Genomic DNA, 16,237 nt, shown 5'->3' with positions numbered 1-16,237 from the left:
CGTCTGTGATCTAACCGATGCAACTCGGCCAGTCACCACGAAGGCGTAGGCGAACGGAAGACGCGCTCCGGGAGCGCCGTGCTAGGCTCCCCGGCCATGGTGCAGCTCTCGCGCGCGGAGCAGGTCGCGGCGCTCGCGCGCATGATCGCCGCGCTCGACGACCGGCCGGCGCCGCACTTCGACGCCTTTGCGGCCCTGTTTCACGGGAAGAGCCTGCGGAAGGGCGAGGCGTTCGTGCGGGCGGGCGAGGCGAGCGACTCGGTGGCGCTCGTCAACTCCGGCATCGCGAGGATGTTTTACACGCGGAGCGACGGGAAGGAGTTCAACAAGGGGTTCATCTCCGCACCGGACTTCATGTCGGTGCTGGAGGCGCTGATCACCAGGGAACCCGCCCGGCTGACGATCCAGGCGCTGACCCCGATGCAGATCTTCGTCGCGCCCTACTCGCGGCTGAGCGAGCTCTGTGAGCGCGACATCTACTGGGAGCGGGTGAGCCGGCGGATCGTCGAGCGGGTGTACCTGAAGAAGGTGCGCCGCGAGGCGTCGCTGCTGATGGATCCGGCCGCCGAGCGCTATCGCGCGTTCCTCGCAGAGCACGGGGCCGTGGCGCGCCGCGTGCCCGACTACCACATCGCGGCGTACCTCGGCATCACACCCGAGGCCCTGAGCCGCCTGAAGCGCGCCGCGACCAGATCCGCTGCTTCTTGACCTAGGTCAAGGTGCGATTTCGCTCCGTTGGTCATGATCTCCCGCATGACGACGGAACGAACGAAGCGAGACGGCGAGCGCACAGCAACGGAACCCACCCGCGGCCCAGGGCGCCGCAGAGCGCCGCGGGGCGCGGTCCGAAGGACGGCGCTGATCGCGGGCCTCGCGGTCCTGCTCGTCGGCTCGGCGCTGGTCGCGTGCGGCGCGGCGGCGCCGAGGCTCCACCCGGTGTTCCCCGAGCGACCGGTGGAAGAGAAACCCAGAGGGAAGATCCTGTTCGTCCTCAGCGCCGCGCGAGAGCAGACGCTCGCCGACAGCTCGAAGCGCGCGACCGGCACCTTCCTCGGCGAGTTCTACGAGCCGTACCTGGCCCTCACCGGCGCGGGGCACGAGGTCGTGTTCGCGACCGACGGAGGCGCCGCCCCGGCGATCGACCCGGAGAGCCTCGATGAGCGGTACTGGGGAGACGGAGCGCGGCGCGCGCAAGCGCAGCGCTTCGTCGAGCGCGCCCCGGAGGTCCGCGCGCCGCTCAGCCTGAAGGCGGCGCGCGCCGCGGCCGACTCGTTCGACGGCATCGTCGTTCCGGGCGGACAGGGCGTGATGGTCGACCTGCTCGACAACGCGGACCTGCACGCGCTGCTCGCTCACTTTGGCGCGAAACACCAGCCCGTGGGGCTCATCTGCCACGCGCCGGCGGTGCTCACCCGCATGCGGCAGCCGAACCCGCTCAGCGGTCGGACGGTGACGTCCGTCTCGTCATTCGAGGAGTTTTATATCGAGACCTTCGTGATGGGGGCCGACGCCCAGGTGCGGGGCATCGGCGAGCAGCTCGAGGACCACGGCTACGAGCACGAGGCCGCATTCCCGGGGAGGGCCCACGCGCAGCGGGATTGCAACCTCGTGACCAGCCAGAATCCCTTCTCCACCGATCGGTTCAGCGCGCTCTATCTGGAGGCCCTGACCGACTATCGGCGCGGCGCCCGCTGCGCGGAGCCAGAACGTATCTAGTCCAGATGCGATCTTCGCACGGCTCACCCCTGTGCTCGACTGCGCGGTGCTATTGGAAGGTCACCGAGAGCGTCGGACGCCTCGCGGCATTGGACACCTCGCTCGAGCAGATGCGCAGATCCTTGCCGGTCGCGGAGTTGGCGAGCACGAGGCCTTGATTGGCGGCGCTGCTCCGGACCCACCTCTGCACGCTGCCGGGGTCGAGCGCGATCGATCTGCGCTGATAGCCGCTGGCGTCGATGTTCAGGAACTGAAAGGTCGGTCCCTGCACGTCGCCCGAGCCGATGCCCGGCGCGGTCCAGTTGCTGCCCGCGCCCCCGCTGGTAAAGCCCAGCGTCGCGGAGCTGTAGCTCCACGGCGTCTTCATGAAGTTGCCGTTCAGGGTTTGCGGCCCAACCCAGCTCTCGAAGGTCACGTCGAGCGTGGCGGCCGTCACCGTGGCGGTGGTGGGGATCTGCGATACGTCGAAACGAATGAGCGCCTTGGTGATGCGTCTGCGCGTGTCGGCGAGAAGCACGTCGTTGGTCCTGTAGACCGTACCGACAGGGTTGCTGGACGAGTAATTCAGGCTGGAGATGCTCAGATCTTGCACGCCGGTATAGCCATTGACGCCCTGAGTGAAGGTCAGAGTCTGCGCTGTCCCGCTGGGCGTCGTCGGCGTCGGCTCGGTGGGCGCCGTCGGTGTCGGCTCGGTGGGCGTCGTCGGCGTCGGCTCGGTGGGCGTCGTCGGCGTCGGCTCGGTGGGCGTCGTCGGTGTGGTCGGCGTCGACGTCGGAGGCGTCGAGGAGCCCGCCGTGACAGCGCCGGTGGCGCTGACCTTGAAGCTCAAGGTCCTGCTGGCGCCCGACACCTGCAGCGCGCCGCCCGCGCTCACGCGGATGCGCCACTTTCCGCCGGAGGCGACGGCCGTGACCGCATATCCGGAGCTCGAGGGCGCAACGTCGACCAGCACGTGCTCGGCTGCCGTTTGCGAGACCAGGTACTCCGCGCTCGACACGGTGCCGGTCGCGGCCTGATCGGCCGAGAACAGCACGACCTGATTCTGCGGCGCCGAAAGCTCGACGCCCACCACGTCGCCGGCGATGACGTTGCCGTCCGCAGACGACAGTCGCGTTTGCTCGCCGAGCGTCGCGCCCGCCGAGACGACGGTCAGCCACTGCTGCGCCGCCGCACGCACCGGAGCGTGCACCTCGATCCGCGCCATCGAAGCCGGCAGAGTCGTCGTCGTCGTGCTCGCGCTCTTCGGCAGCAGCGTGCGCACGCTTCCAACCAGCGTGGTACCCACCACGACGTCGAAGCGCTTCTGTGTCGCATCGTCGGTGGTCACCTGACGCGGCGCCACGGGTGTGTGAAAGCTCATCCACTGGTCCGCGCTGGCCTTCGCCACCGTCGTGCGGTCGAACAGCACGAAGCTGCCTGGACGGAAGAACACCACGTCGCGCGTGAACTGCGAGACCGGCTTGGCCGTGGGGCTGCCGTACTGGTCTCCGAGGCCCGTGGCGCGCGCGCGCACGAACGCGCCGCGGTCCTCGTACCGCTCTACATGGGCGTTCGAGTCGACGGGCGAGAGCGCATTTTGTCCGGGGTTGTACCGGTTCGTGGCGTCGTCGACGAAGAAGGTATTGTACAGCCGGCGCTGGCTCTTGCCGTAGCTGTCGTCGTTCACCATGGTCTCGCAGGTGTTGCCGCAGTTCTGGGGCAGCCAGCCGGTAGCGTTCATCAGCACCGGCTGATCGCCGACCACCACGCTCAGACCGCCGGCGTTGAACATCTGCTCACCGGAGTAGGCGGCGTTGATGTACGCGCCGCCAGACAGCGCCCCCCACACGGCCGTCTTGTCCCAGGACGAGCGCATGACGACGTGGCCAGGGCCGGCCGCGAAGTACGACAAGCTGCTCGACTGGTACCCGCTCTTGGCGGCGCCCGTATCGCCGTACAAGAACTTGGACCACGGCGCCGAGTCGTCGCCTGCTGCCGCGATCACGTCGGCGGCGAAGCCGCGCGCGACGGCGGCCGAGGTGTCACCCTGCTGCTCGAGCATGGTCGCCAGACCGAGGAACAGCGCCGCAGAAGGACGCATGTCGATGCCCGCGCGAATCGTGCCCTGGTCGTCCATGTGCTTGAGTGAAGGCCACGCGAAGTACCGAGCATAGGTCGCCTCCTCGCGGGCCAGCGGCAGCTCCTTCCACCAGTCGAGGCCGGTCGCCGTCTTGGTCGCCCACAGCGCCTCGACCATGTACAAGACGGCCCTGCCGCCGTAGCCCCAGCCCTCCGGCCAGCCTCCGCCGCCCATCATGCTCGTGAACTTCGGCTTCACGAGCTGTCCCCACATGCGCGTCACGACGTCGTTCCAGTACGCGCTGGCCTTGGCGTTCTCGCCCTCGGTCGCCAGCGCCGCCGTGGTCTTGGCCAGGTAGTAGCCGGCGAAGTAGTTGCCGATCGGGTCGTTCTTGATCAACCCGCTCTGGTCGTACCAATCGATCCACGCGTTCATCGAATCTACGAGGCGCGTCTTGGTCGCGGCCGGCAGCGCCGGGTAGAGCCAGTCGTAGCCGAACGCCATACCGACCACGTAGTTTCGGATGCCATAACCCTGGTCCGTCGACGGCTGCTGCCCCCCGGACGCGACCGGGGTGCTCATGGCCTCCAGCAGGCGAACGCCGGCCTCGCCGTAGCGAGCCTGCGCGGCCGTGTCGGTCGTCACGCGATAGCAGATGCCCAGCGCGCGCACGACCGGCGGATACTCGTCACCTTGATAGCCTTGCCCGACGTTCGGGTAGCCCGGGTAGGTACTGCCGTTCGGCGGGTACATCGTGCCGGTCGTGTAATCGTCGCAGCGCTTCTTCAACGCCGTCCAGGCGGCGTCGCCAGCCGCGGCGCGCGCCTTCAGTCGCGCGACGACGGAGTCGGTCAAAACGAGCCGCGCGGCGGGGCGCGCTACCAGCATTTCCTCGCTAGCGCCTACGTCTTCTTCAGCCGGTTCAGCCAGCTCGTCCGAATCGGGGTCGCCCAAGCAGCCGAGCAGGCCGGAGGTTCCGGCCAAGAAGGCCAAGGGAAGGAAGTGACTGATTCTACGCATTGAGTCTCCTTTGACTGAAGGCACACACGTGCCCCGTCGCAGACTTGCTTCGTCTGTTGGGGTTACCCGTTCAGCGACTGACTTCGAATCGGAGCCTGGGCGGCTCCTCCGCAGTCACGTCCTTATCGAGCGGCGCTCAACGATCGACATCACCACGAGCGAGGTGATGAGCTTCTCGGCGGCAAACGACCGCGACCCAAAGCCTCGAGAAATCGAATGCATGGCTTTTCCTCCCCGGCGTCGTCGAACCGCTGTGGTGGACAGGACCGTGACGGGCGAAAGCACCAGGGGGCCGAAGAGGAGCCTCCCGCTGCGTGCCTTCGCGCCGCGAACCATCGGTGCAGACCATCCAGCACCAGAGGGCGCGGATACCGGCGCTCTCGTCAATCGACTTATTCCCGGATCGATACGTCCGGTCAAGACGAATTACTTTCGAAGCTCAAACGATCGCCCAATTAGGTCGCATACTTCGGTCGTTCTTCACATCAAGGTTGCAAATTTTTGATGCAGGACTGAAGCGCTCAGCCCGCCCGCTGATGTGAAGTAAGGTATAGAGAAGCGATCGTTTGCTCGCTTGAATGTATGAATGCAGACGAAATCCACAGAAATGTTGGTGAACACCCAGCGCGACTGGGTTATCCATGCCAGCCAACGAACGTTATCTACCTGACCCCGCATTGGCTGGCTCGGCGGCGGCTCCCGCAAGGACGCATGTGGTGGGCGCTGGAGCTGGACAATGACGGGAGTGCTCGTGGGCGGCCCGCGCGCGGCCTCCGCTTGGCGCTACGTCGTGAGCGACAGGCCGCGCACGTACTCGGCGAGCGCCCGCTCCGCGCTGGCCACCGCCTCCCGCGCGCCCGGGAGCTTCGCTGCCACCGCCGCGATCCGGTCTTCCTGCTCGCCCAGCGTCTTGAGGTAGCGCTCATGGAGCGCGCTCCCCGGGGGCACGACCTTGAGGTTGTCGCGCACGCGCGCCTGCTCGGCGCGCAGCGCCTCGATCTCGGACTTGAGGGCCGAGAGCGCGCGCTGCCTCTCGGCGACCGCGGCCTTGAGCTCCGCGAGCCGCGCGAGCGCCGCGCGCAGCGCCTCGGGGATCTCGCGCGACGACAGGTACACCTCGATCTGCTCGCTGGAGAGGCTCGTGAGCGCCACCGTGTGCGAGATGGGCTGCTCCAGCGCCACGGTCACGCGCGCCGTCTCGCCCGCGGCGACCTCGCGCCGGACGCGGTAGCGGTCGCTGGTCGTCTCGACGCCTTCCCTCGGCTCGGCGAGGTCCCAGCCGGCGATGCGCGGGTGCTCGATGAGCAGGACGCGCGGCTCGCGCGCCGCGCCCACGATCGTGTAGACCGTCACCTTGCGGGCGGTCCTGACGATCTCGAGCATGCCGCCCTGGATCTTGGCGCGCGAGAACACCTCCTCGCCCCGCTCCTCGCGGTCGATTCGCACCTTCCGGTCCACGGCGAAGCTCACGATCCGCGACTCGCCCGGCGGCAGCGGCGAGAGGCGCGCGTCGCCCACGTAGGTGACGACCCCCCGGCCCGAGCGCTCGTAGACCGTGATCGCGCCGGGCGGCAGGGTCGTGTCGCCGTCGTTCCTCAGGCGGACCGAGGCGAGCGGGCTGCGCGCGCTCGCCTCCGGCTGATAGAGCCACAGCCGCTCTGCCGGGATCTCGCGCTGGATGATCGGGAGGAGCGCCGTCTGCCCGCTCGCGATCGTGAGCGGCGCCGGGAAGTGGAACACGACCTGCGTCGCCGCCTCCGCGGGCTCCGGCTCGACCTTCTCGGAGGGCACGGTGACCGCCGCGGCGGGCGCGCGGGCCTCGTCGGCGCCCCCGCCGGCGCGGTAGCCCATGCGCCGCGCCGCCCTGGCCGCGAGCCCCGCGGCGCCCTCGTCGAGCCGCGGCAGCACGCGCTCGGCGACGTCGACGGGCACCTCCGGCCGAGCCACATAATAGATCTCGTAGAGCGCCTGGCGGAACGTCACGGGGTCTCCCGACACCAGGGTGAAATCCACGTTCTGCCAGTCGCTGCCGCTCTGGTTCTCGACGACGGCCCACCCGGCGAGCGCCCCGGTCTTCGCCTGCGCGTCCTCCGGCACCGTGAGCCGATACGACGTCTTCCAGAGCGGCACCTCGATGACGTAGGCCACACGGACCACCCGCTCGCCCTCGCCGGCCGTGCGCACGACGAGCTCGCGGCGGTTGCGCTCCCGCCGGCTCGAGAGCCCGACCAGCGCCGCGCCGACCTGCTGCCGCAGGCGCTCCTCGACGAGCTCCACGCTCTCGAGCTCCTCCAGGACGACCTGCTTCAGCGCGCCCTCCGACATCACCGCGAGGCGGTGCCGGTCCTCCGAGCCGCCGTGCGGCAGCGCCGCCTGCGCCGTGGTGACCGCGACGATCCGCCCGGTGATGGCCCCTTGCACCCCTCGCGTCCGCACCTCGGCGCCGCGGAGCGCGTTCAGCAGGGCGGCCTCGGACTCGAGCGCGCCCTCGTCGAACGGCAGCTCGCGGAACAGGTCGCGCAGCGGCTCCCTCCCGGGAAGCGTGATATTCCCTATCACGCCGCGATCGTCATAGACCACGATGCTCTTCAATACATCGTCGACCTGATCCAGCCGCACCTCGAGCCGGAGCTCGGCGTCGCCGCGCACGCGCGCCTCATGCTCGAAATACCCGACGCCGCCCGTCGAGAGCACCACCCGGCGGAGCAGCAGCGTGTCCGACGCGGCCCCCGATCGGGCCGGATCCATCGCGGCGGCCCTCAGCGTCGCTGTGGTCCTCAATCCATGGTTCATCGTCGCCTCCCCCTGGCGGAGGCGTGCGATGGCCCCGCCCTGGGGGTGTCCATAACGCCCCTCCGGAGGGCGTCAACGACGGTGGCTGGCCGGGAGATGGGGCGCGGCGCCGCGCGTCAGCCGCGCCGCGAGGCCTCGAGCTGCTTCACGACCGCGAGCGCCTCGTCGACGTGGCGGGTCGCGCGGAGCTGGGAGGAGAAGGCATGTCGCACAATGCCGTCGCGATCGATGACGAACGTCACGCGGCCCGGGAGGAGGCCAAAGAGCGACTTGACGCCGTAGCGCGCGGCGGTCTCCCCGCCAGGGTCGCTGAGCAGCGTCATGGGCAGGCGGTATTTGTCAGCGAATTGCTGGTGAGACCCCGCCGAGTCGGCGCTGACGCCGAGGACCTCGGCGCCCGCCTCCGCGAACGCATCGTAATGGTCGCGGAACGCGCACGACTCCGCCGTGCATCCAGGGGTGTCGTCCTTGGGATAGAAGAACAGGACAACCGTCTTCTTGCCCCGGAAGTCGGAGAGGTTGACCGTCTCCCGCTTCTGCGATTGCAGGCTGAAATCAGGGGCTGTCTCACCGACGGACAGGGTGGATTTTCCGAGCATGGTGTCTCCTCTACCCGATGCGCCGCGCCGCGTCCAAGGCCCCAGCGGAGCGCGGCGGCTCGCCGGCTGGCCGCCGCGGGATCGCCTGCCGTGGCGGCCTCCTGCGCCCCGGATCAGGAAGAACTTGAGGAAGCGGTCATGAAGGCGCGCTGGGCGCGACAGACGCCGGCCGCGGGCTGGAGATCGGGTTACCCTGAGCGCCCCATGGCCACCACGTTCGCTGCGTTGATCTTTCGACCCGCCGAGATCCCGGACCGCGCGCTGTCCCAGGGCTTTGCCGTGGCGCTCGGTGGCTGGGACGTCGCCTCGCCGCGCCTGTTCATCGCGCCGCTCCCCGGCCTGCCCGGGCACGCCGCCGCGTTCTACTCGAGCGGCGAGCCCGCTGGCGCCGGGGATGACGAGCTCGACCACCTCGCCGAGCTCTTCGAGGACGAGCTCTCTCCGCCCGTCGCCGTGCTCGACGCGGCCGCCGAGCTCGGCCACCCCGGCGCGACGGTCTTCGCGCTCGTGTTCTCGGAGGACGTCCTCCACGACGACGGCTGGCGCTTCGAGGCGAGCGGGTTTGTCCGCCATTTCGTGAGGGAAGGGGACGAGGGCGTCGAGGCCGGCGTGGAGGCGCCCGACCGGAGCGACATCGTCGAGGTCGACGTCGACGTGCCGGAGGGCGCGACCACGGCGGAGGAGCGCGAGGCCATGGACGGGGCGATCCGGCCGCACCGCGGCTCGACGTTCCTCGCGGCCGAGCTGGGCGCCCCGGTGCTGGGCGCGCTCATGAGCGGCCTCTTCGCGCCCGAGCGCCGCGTTCAGGTGCACCTCGTCGCGCCGGGGCCGGGGTCGATCGCCGACGAGGTCGCGCGGCTCAACCGGGTGCTCCGGCGCGAAGACGGCCGCGGCGCGCCCGCGTCCCCGCCGCCCGTCCGCGGCGTCGCCCCGCCGGCGACGTATGCGGCGTTCATGCGCGCGTACGACTGGGCCGATCCGGCGGATCCGGAGGACCTCTTCCGCGAGCTCGCGATCGGCTCCATCGAGGGCACGCTGCGCTTCCTCCGCGAGGGCGAGCTCCTCGGCCACGACCGCGAGCCGGGCTGGGAGGCGGCGGCGGCGCGACAGCTCTACCCGATCGCGCGGCTCTCGGGCTCGGCGCTCGGCGGCGGCGCGGCGGCTCGACCCGAGCGCGCGGTCGTCGCGCTCGGGGCCGACGGCGAGCGGCTCTGGGTCGTCCGCGGCGGCACGAGCGCGGCGCTGGCCGGACCGACGTTCGGCGAGCTGCTGCGCTACCTCTCGCTCGGCTGGTCGCGCCGGAGCGACGCGGAGGAAGACCTCATCGGGGCGCTGATGCTGCGCGCGCGGCTGAGGTCGCTCGGGGGTTGAGCCCGCGCCCCGGCGTGTGATCCGCCTGTCGGGGTGAGGCGCTTTGCCTCGCGACGTGCGCCTCGGCTCAAAACGACGTGTCGTACGCGTGGTGCCGGTGGGCTTCTGTGTGGAACGACGTCATGTGCGGGTCGTCCAGGACCAGATGGAGCAGGCCGACGTCTCGCTCGCTTCGGGCGAAGACGCTCACGAGGATCCCGCCCTGCCGGACGCCAGCCTCGTAGCGTTCCGCCCAGTGCTTCGGGACGCCTGCGGTGAGGAGGATCTCGCGCAGGCCGCCCGTGATCCCGGCGCCGACCGCGCTGGCCACGACCGCGGCCAGCGGCCCGGCGACCACGAACCCGAGGTCGGGGACCACGACGCTCATCGCGACCGCGGCGCCGAACGTGTTCGACGGAGGCACGACGTCCGGGCTCGGAAAGCACCTGTCGCGTGTCGCCTCGGTCATCAGCAGGCTGACCTCCTGTCGTGTGTAGCCGCAGTCGATGATGCGTTCCGCCGCGGCTTCCGCCTCGTCGTGCGTCTGCACCAGGCCAATTACGAGCTTCTCCATGTGGAAGAGACCTCCTTCGCGTTGAGCGCGTCCCCGCTCTGGGCCCCGGCGACGGATACCGCACGCTCTGTGCCAATCCGAAATTCTCACGCCTCGGTGCGTTCGCGCCGATTTCTGTGCCCCTTCCGCTGGAGGAGCGAGGCGGGATGTCGCAGTGCGCCCCGTGGGCCTCACCTTCCGATGTCGACATCGCCCGTGCCAGCGCGGGTGATTCCATATTTTGCCGTCGAGCGGCGCGAGCGCCCCATTTCAACGGGCTCCGTCTGACCAGGTCGTCCGAAGGCCGCGTTCATCGGCGCCCGGGGCGGCCGGAGCGCGATGACGCCGGAGGCCGCGTCAGAAGCCGATCGTGTCCTCGACCGGCGCGGGCGGCTTCGTCCCCGTCGGGCGGCCCGTCGACGCGTCCCGTGGCGTGGCGCGGCCGCGCCCCTCCGAGGTGCCGCGCGGCGCCGCCGTCGCACCCGGCCTCCCTGCTGCGCCGGTGCGGACAGCGCCCGCCGGCTGCGCGGTCGCCGCCGTGGCCGCTGGCTGCGCGCTCTCGGCCGCGGGGGCCGCGCTCGCCGGCTCTGCCGGCACCGGCGCGGCAGCGCTCGCTGGCACCGGTGCGGCAGCGCTCGCTGGCGCCGGCACCACCGGCTGCGCCGGGACGGGCGCGGCCTGCTGGGCCGGAGCCTCCGACGAGGGGGTCACCTCTGCCGTGGGCGATTTCTTCGTTGCCAGGAAGACGACCGCCGCCACGAGCGCTCCGAACGCGAGCGCGGCCGCCAGGATGGCCGGCGCCCACCTCCGGGCCCCGTCCGTCCCCGAGGTCGCCATGCCGGCGAGCGTCCGCCCCGGCGCGCCGTCCGTCGAGAGCCGCGCGCCCGGCGCGGACGACGGCGGCGTGCCGGTCGTCGAGAGCCGCGCGCTCGGCGTCGGCGGCAGCGGCGTCGGCTCCCCGAACAGCACCGGCTGCGACGCGCTCCCGTGGTGGGCTCGCTCCCCCGCGGACGAGGGCTCGGTCGTGAACGCCGTGCGCGCGATCCCGAGGACCGCGCGCTCCAGCGCCTCCGCCATCTGCCGCGCCGACGCGAAGCGCGCCGCGGGATCGTGCGCCAGCGCCTTCTTCATCCAGGCGTCGATCGCCGGAGAGAGCTCCGGCCTCACCTCGCTCGGCGGCGTGAAGATCCCGGTGTGGAGCACCACCGACAGCGCGCCCAGCGTCTCGCCCCGGAACGGGACCTGCTCGGTGAGCGCGTGGTAGGCGACCACCGCGAGCCCCCAGAGATCCGCGCGGAAGTCGACGTGCTTCGCGCTGAGCAGCTGCTCGGGGCTCATGTAGAGCGGCGTGCCCAGCACGCTCCCGGTCGACGTCATGCCGAGCTCGCCGTGGACCCGCTTGGCCACCCCGAAATCGAGCACCTTCACGAACAGCTCGCCCTCGACGTCGAGCAGGAAGATGTTGTCCGGCTTGATGTCCCGGTGGACGATCCCGACCTGGTGCGCCCGGCCGAGCGCCTTGGCCGTCTGCGACACGATCGCCGTGACCTCGACGGGCGGCAGCGCGCCCAGCCGCTGCATGCGGCTCTTGAGGTCCTCGCCCTCGAGCAGCTCCATCACGATGTACGGCACCCCGTCCGGCGTGACCCCGTGGTCGAAGACCTGCGCGACGTGCGGGCTCTTGATCTGCGCGGCCGCCATCGCCTCCCGCCGGAAGCGCTCCACGAAGCCGGTCTGGTCCGCGTAGGCCGGCGCCATGAACTTCACCGCCACCTGCGTCCCGAGCGCGAGGTGATCGGCCACCCACACGCTCCCCATCGCCCCCTTCCCGAGCTCGCGCGCCAGCCTGAGCGTGCTCGTCACCTGCTGTCCGGGGTTCATCGGGGGTCCCTCTTCGATCGGCCGAGCCGACGGCCCTGGGGAGGCGTCCTGTGCGGGCGGCGCGGCGCTCTGGTTGTTGGCGCGTGTCGGCGCGTGTCGGCGCGCACAGCGTACAACAAACACCCTGAACCGTCACCACCGAGCGCTCGCGCCGCGCACCTGACGGGAGCTCTCGGATAAGCTGGCACCATGCGCGAGGGCACGCTGGTCGCAGGCCGGTTCGAGGTGCACCGCCTTGCCGGCGCCGGCGGGATGGGCACGGTCTACCGGGCGATCGACCAGCTGACCGGGCGCCCCGTCGCGCTCAAGGTCGCGCCCCCGGAGCTCGCCGCCCGCTTCCGGCGCGAGGCGCGCATGCTCGAGGCGGTGCAGCACCCGCTCATCGTGCAGCACATCGCGCACGGCACGGGCGACGACGGCGCCCTGTGGCTCGCCATGGAGTGGCTCGAGGGCGTCACGCTCGACGCGCGCCTCCAGGACGGGGCGCTCCCCGTGGCCGACGCGCTGCTCGTCGCGCACCAGATCGCGGAGGCGCTCGCCGCCATCCACGCGATCGGGATCACGCACCGCGATCTCAAGCCGAGCAACGTGCTCCTGCGCGACGGCAGGGTCGACGGCGTGGTCCTGCTCGACTTCGGCGTCGCCCGGGCGGCGGCGTCGACCTCGCTCGTCACGGAGGCCAGCTCGCTCGTCGGCTCGCTCGGCTACGTGGCGCCCGAGCAGGCACGCGGCGACACCGAGGTCGACGCGCGCGCCGACGTCTTCGGGCTCGGCGTCGTGCTCTTCGAGTGCCTCGCCGGGCAGCGCCCCTTCGCGGCCGACGACCCGCTCGCCGAGGTGTGCCGCATCCTCCTCGAGGAGGCGCCGCGCCTCGTCGAGCGGCGCCCCGACGTGCCGCCCTTCATCGACGAGCTCGCCGCGCGCCTCCTGGCGAAGGACCCGGCGGCGCGCCCTGCCGACGGCCGCGCTGCGGCGGCCGCGCTCGCGGAGGCGCGCGCCCTGCTCGCGCGCGCGTCCAGCGCGGGCGCGGACGGCGCGCCGGCGTCGGTCACGGACGACGAGCGGCGGCTCATCAGCGTCGTCCTCGTCGATCTGGGCGCCGCCGACCCGGAGCCGGCGAGCGATCGCGGCGTCGAGCGGATCGTCGCGGACCTCGCCGAGGCGTTCGGCGGCGAGCGCGTGCGGCTCCCGGCCGGCACGCGCATGGTGCTCCTGTCCTCGCAGACCGACGAGGTGTTCTCCGGCCGCGGCGGCGGCGCCGGCACGATGGCCGCCTTCGACCTCGCGGCGCGCGCCGCGCAGTGCGCGCTCGCGCTGAAGGCGCGCCTGCCCGGGCGCCCGGTCGCGCTCGCCACGGGCCGCGCGCAGGTGGGCGAGCGCCTGCCCGCGGGCGACGTGATCGACCGCGCGGTCGCCCGCCTGCGCGAGGCCGAGGGCGACGTGCGCATCGACGAGGTCACGGCGGGGCTCGCGGCGCCGCGCTTCGAGGTGATCGGCGACGGCCCCTCGTTCCTGCTGAAGGGTGAGCGCGACGGCACCGAGCCCGAGCGCACGCTCTTCGGCCGCGTCACCTCGTTCGTCGGGCGCGACCGCGAGCTCGCGACGCTGCGCGGCCTCTTCGAGCAGAGCGCCGACGAGCCCGTGGCGCGCGCCGCGCTGGTCCTCGGCGAGGCCGGCATCGGCAAGACGCGCCTCCGCTGCGAGCTCGTCCGCGCCGTACGCGAGCACGACGCGCGCGCGTCGGTCTACGTGGCGCGGGGCGACCCCCTCGGCGCGGGCGCGCCGTTCGGCATGCTGGGCGAGATCGTCCTCGCGGCCGCCGGCTGCCTGCCCGGCGAGGCCCTCGAGGCGCGCCGCGTCAAGATCCGCGAGCACGTCGCGCGGGCCGTGCCCGCGCCGGCCGACGATGCGCGGCGCGTCGCCTGGTACCTCGGCGAGATCGCGGGCACGCCGTTCGACGATCCCGATCTGGAGCTGCGCGTCGCCCGCGGGGACGCGGTCGCCGTGGGCGATCAAGCCCGCCGCGCCGTGCTCGAGTGGCTCGCCGCGCGCTGCGGCGAGGGGCCGGTCGTGGTGGTGCTCGAGGACATGCACTGGAGCGATCACGCCTCGGTCTCGGTGCTGGACGAGGCGCTCCAGGCGCTCTCGGATCGCCCGCTCCTCGTGCTCGGCTTCGCGCGCCACAGCGTGATGGAGACGTTCCCCGGCCTCTGGGGCTCGCGCGGCGTGCAGCACATCAAGCTCGGCGCGCTCAGCCAGCGGGCGGCCGAGCGGCTCGTCCGCAGCGTGTTCGGCGAGGAGCTCTCGCTGCCCGAGGTGGCGCGGCTGGTCGAGCACGCGGACGGCCACCCCTTCTTCCTCGAGGAGCTCATGCGCGCGCGCGCGGAGGGCCGGAGCGACATGCCGCCCACGGTCGTGGCGTTGATGCACGCGCGCATCGAGGCGCTGCCGGCCGAGGCGCGGCGCACGCTGCGGGCGGCGAGCCTGTTCGGCGGCAGCTTCTGGCCGGACGGCGTGCGGCAGCTGCTCGGCGCCGGCACCTCGGCCGAGTCGCTCGACCGCTGGCTGAAGAGCCTGCTCTCGGAGGAGCTCGTCGCCCGGCGCGGCGTGTCGCGCTACCCGGGGCACGACGAGCTCACGTTCCGTCACGCCCTGGTGCGCGACGCCGCCTACGGGATGCTCACGGACGGCGATCGCGCCGCCGGCCACCGGGGGGCCGCGCGCTGGCTGCGCTCGGTGGGCGAGACCGACGAGCGGGTGCTGGCCGAGCACGCCGAGCGCGGCGGCGACGCCCCCACGGACAACGAGGGCCTCGTCGCCCGCGGCCCTGCGCAGGACCGCGCGCGGGAAGGCGGGGGCGGAGGAGGACAAGGCCGCCCCCCGGAGCGCAAATCCGAGCGTGAACGGAACGAAGCGCAAGGGGGCCAAGGTTGATGATCTTACATTGACGTGATAATCCGCCGCCCAGAGCATTGAGCATGGACTCGACTGATCTGGGCACCGCCGGTCCTTACGAGCTGCTGTTGCAGCTCGCCAAGGGCGGCATGTCCGAGGTCTTCATCGCGCGTCGCGCCGGCGCTGCAGGCAGAGGGGACGCGGGCGGCGCGGCGGGGGCGGGCGGCGCGGGTCTGGAGCGCGAGTCGCTCGTGGCGGTGAAGCGGATCCGGGCCGATCTGCGGTACGAATCGAGCTATTCGTCCATGCTCTTCGACGAGGCGGGCATCGCGTCGCGCGTCGCGAGCCCGCATTTCGTGCCCGTCCTCGATTACGGTCTCGACGAGGGCGCGCCGTACATCGTCATGGAGCTCGTCGTGGGGGTCACCCTCAAGCACCTCACCCGGGCTCCGGGGGCGCTCGGGATCGGCGACGCGATCGAGCTCATCGCCCAGGCCGCCGAGGGGCTGCACGCGGCGCACGAGGCGCGCGACAGCTCGGGGGAGCTGCTCCAGGTGATCCACCGGGACATCTCGCCGTCCAACGTCCTCGTCGGCGTCGACGGTCGGGCGTCCATCTGCGATCTCGGGCTCGCGTATGCCCTGCGCCGCACGACGCGGACGAAGACCGGAATGGTGAAGGGGAAGCTGAGCTATTTCTCGCCGGAGCAGGCGAACGCGCGGCCGCTGGATCGGCGCTCGGACGTGTTCTCGCTCGGGGTCGTGGCGTGGGAGGTGCTCGCGGGCAGGCGGCTGTTCGCCGGCAGCAACATGGTCTCGACCCTCCACGCCGTGCTGGAGCGCGAGGTGCCGCCCCTCTCGAGCGAGCGCGAGGGCGTGGGCCAGGCCGTCACGGCCGCCGTCGCGCGGGCGATCGAGCGCGATCGCGACGCGCGCTGGCCCACGGCGGCCGATTTCGCGCAGGCCCTCCGGGCCGCGGCCGAGGAGGAGGGGCACGCGGCGTCGCGCGACGCCATCGGCGCGCGGGTCGCCGAGGTGCTCCCGCCGCCCCTGAAGCCGCTCGCGCCGTCCTACGTTCCGGGCGGGCCGTGGGTCACGGAGGAGATCGTCGCTGCCTTGCAGTCGATGGGCGCGGCGGGCGAGGGGGACTCCGGCGGCCTGGCCGTGGCGCGGCGGCCCTCGCGCGGCTGAGCGCGCTGCTGCAGCGTCGGCCTCCGCGGGGGAGCCCGGAGCCTGGGCGCGCGCTGAACCCCACGACCAGGAGAATCATCCCGTCCATGTGTGGACGAGGGCAGGGGGCGAACCTCGGTGCGCCCCGCAGCGTCACCTTGCCCCACGTCGATAGGCGTTGACATCGGCAATGTGAGCGTTC

General features: G+C 71.8%; 10 protein-coding genes. 5 read left to right on the top strand and 5 right to left on the bottom strand.

Annotation, left to right across the window (positions count from 1 at the left end; translation table 11 throughout):
* The first annotated feature begins 96 nt into the window (after positions 1-96).
* The gene (locus WME79_RS26110) at positions 97-708 is read left to right on the top strand and encodes a Crp/Fnr family transcriptional regulator (protein ID WP_437520164.1); all 612 of its coding nucleotides are present in this window, start codon (positions 97-99) and stop codon (positions 706-708) included.
* 45 nt (positions 709-753) lie between these two features.
* Positions 754-1,716: a type 1 glutamine amidotransferase domain-containing protein gene (locus WME79_RS26105; protein ID WP_437520161.1), complete on the top strand. Its 963-nt coding sequence runs from the start codon at positions 754-756 to the stop codon at positions 1,714-1,716.
* A gap of 49 nt (positions 1,717-1,765) precedes the next feature.
* On the opposite strand, the gene WME79_RS26100 is transcribed toward WME79_RS26105, so the two are convergent.
* The 3 genes from WME79_RS26100 to WME79_RS26090 all read right to left on the bottom strand — a co-directional run bounded on the left by WME79_RS26100 (position 1,766) and on the right by WME79_RS26090 (position 8,187).
* Positions 1,766-4,663: a DNRLRE domain-containing protein gene (locus WME79_RS26100; RefSeq protein ID WP_437520158.1), complete on the bottom strand. Its 2,898-nt coding sequence runs from the start codon at positions 4,661-4,663 to the stop codon at positions 1,766-1,768.
* Between the two features lie 915 nt (positions 4,664-5,578).
* Positions 5,579-7,588 carry a DUF4139 domain-containing protein gene (locus WME79_RS26095; protein WP_437520156.1) on the bottom strand — a complete coding sequence of 670 codons (2,010 nt, stop codon included), beginning with the start codon at positions 7,586-7,588 and terminating at the stop codon, positions 5,579-5,581.
* A 116-nt stretch (positions 7,589-7,704) separates the two neighbouring features.
* Complete coding sequence (locus WME79_RS26090) at positions 7,705-8,187, bottom strand: peroxiredoxin (protein ID WP_437520153.1); 483 nt, start codon at positions 8,185-8,187, stop codon at positions 7,705-7,707.
* 138 nt (positions 8,188-8,325) lie between these two features.
* Here WME79_RS26090 and WME79_RS26085 point away from each other — a divergent pair, with 138 nt between their 5' ends.
* Entirely contained in the window at positions 8,326-9,558 is a 1,233-nt protein-coding gene (locus tag WME79_RS26085) for a hypothetical protein (RefSeq protein ID WP_437520150.1), read from the top strand.
* A gap of 67 nt (positions 9,559-9,625) precedes the next feature.
* Here WME79_RS26085 and WME79_RS26080 read toward each other — a convergent pair whose 3' ends face one another.
* Both WME79_RS26080 and WME79_RS26075 read right to left on the bottom strand, forming a co-directional pair.
* Positions 9,626-10,111 (bottom strand): hypothetical protein, encoded by a 486-nt coding sequence (locus tag WME79_RS26080; RefSeq protein WP_437520148.1) that lies wholly within the window; start codon positions 10,109-10,111, stop codon positions 9,626-9,628.
* 336 nt (positions 10,112-10,447) lie between these two features.
* Positions 10,448-11,971: a serine/threonine-protein kinase gene (locus WME79_RS26075; protein ID WP_437520146.1), complete on the bottom strand. Its 1,524-nt coding sequence runs from the start codon at positions 11,969-11,971 to the stop codon at positions 10,448-10,450.
* 189 nt (positions 11,972-12,160) lie between these two features.
* Between WME79_RS26075 and WME79_RS26070 the strand changes: the two genes are divergently transcribed.
* On the top strand, positions 12,161-14,905 hold the full coding sequence (locus WME79_RS26070; protein ID WP_437520144.1) for a protein kinase domain-containing protein: 2,745 nt from the start codon (positions 12,161-12,163) through the stop codon (positions 14,903-14,905).
* Between the two features lie 44 nt (positions 14,906-14,949).
* Positions 14,950-16,056 carry a serine/threonine-protein kinase gene (locus tag WME79_RS26065; protein ID WP_437520141.1) on the top strand — a complete coding sequence of 369 codons (1,107 nt, stop codon included), beginning with the start codon at positions 14,950-14,952 and terminating at the stop codon, positions 16,054-16,056.
* Positions 16,057-16,237 lie beyond the last annotated feature (181 nt).

Source organism: Sorangium sp. So ce726, from assembly GCF_051521405.1.
Classification (GTDB): domain Bacteria; phylum Myxococcota_A; class Polyangia; order Polyangiales; family Polyangiaceae; genus Sorangium.
Note: the sequence above shows the minus strand (reverse complement) of the source record. Positions and strands in the feature narration are given on the sequence as shown.

Excerpts from the sequence above, each read along its gene's own strand:
- WME79_RS26090 (WP_437520153.1), bottom strand. The coding sequence starts at position 8,187 with ATGCTCGGAAAATCCACCCTGTCCGTCGGTGAGACAGCCCCTGATTTC.
- WME79_RS26110 (WP_437520164.1), top strand. The coding sequence starts at position 97 with ATGGTGCAGCTCTCGCGCGCGGAGCAGGTCGCGGCGCTCGCGCGCATG.
- WME79_RS26080 (WP_437520148.1), bottom strand. The coding sequence starts at position 10,111 with ATGGAGAAGCTCGTAATTGGCCTGGTGCAGACGCACGACGAGGCGGAA.
- WME79_RS26095 (WP_437520156.1), bottom strand. The coding sequence starts at position 7,588 with ATGAACCATGGATTGAGGACCACAGCGACGCTGAGGGCCGCCGCGATG.
- WME79_RS26085 (WP_437520150.1), top strand. The coding sequence starts at position 8,326 with ATGAAGGCGCGCTGGGCGCGACAGACGCCGGCCGCGGGCTGGAGATCG.
- WME79_RS26065 (WP_437520141.1), top strand. The coding sequence starts at position 14,950 with ATGGACTCGACTGATCTGGGCACCGCCGGTCCTTACGAGCTGCTGTTG.
- WME79_RS26105 (WP_437520161.1), top strand. The coding sequence starts at position 754 with ATGACGACGGAACGAACGAAGCGAGACGGCGAGCGCACAGCAACGGAA.
- WME79_RS26100 (WP_437520158.1), bottom strand. The coding sequence starts at position 4,663 with ATGCTGGTAGCGCGCCCCGCCGCGCGGCTCGTTTTGACCGACTCCGTC.
- WME79_RS26075 (WP_437520146.1), bottom strand. The coding sequence starts at position 11,971 with ATGAACCCCGGACAGCAGGTGACGAGCACGCTCAGGCTGGCGCGCGAG.
- WME79_RS26070 (WP_437520144.1), top strand. The coding sequence starts at position 12,161 with ATGCGCGAGGGCACGCTGGTCGCAGGCCGGTTCGAGGTGCACCGCCTT.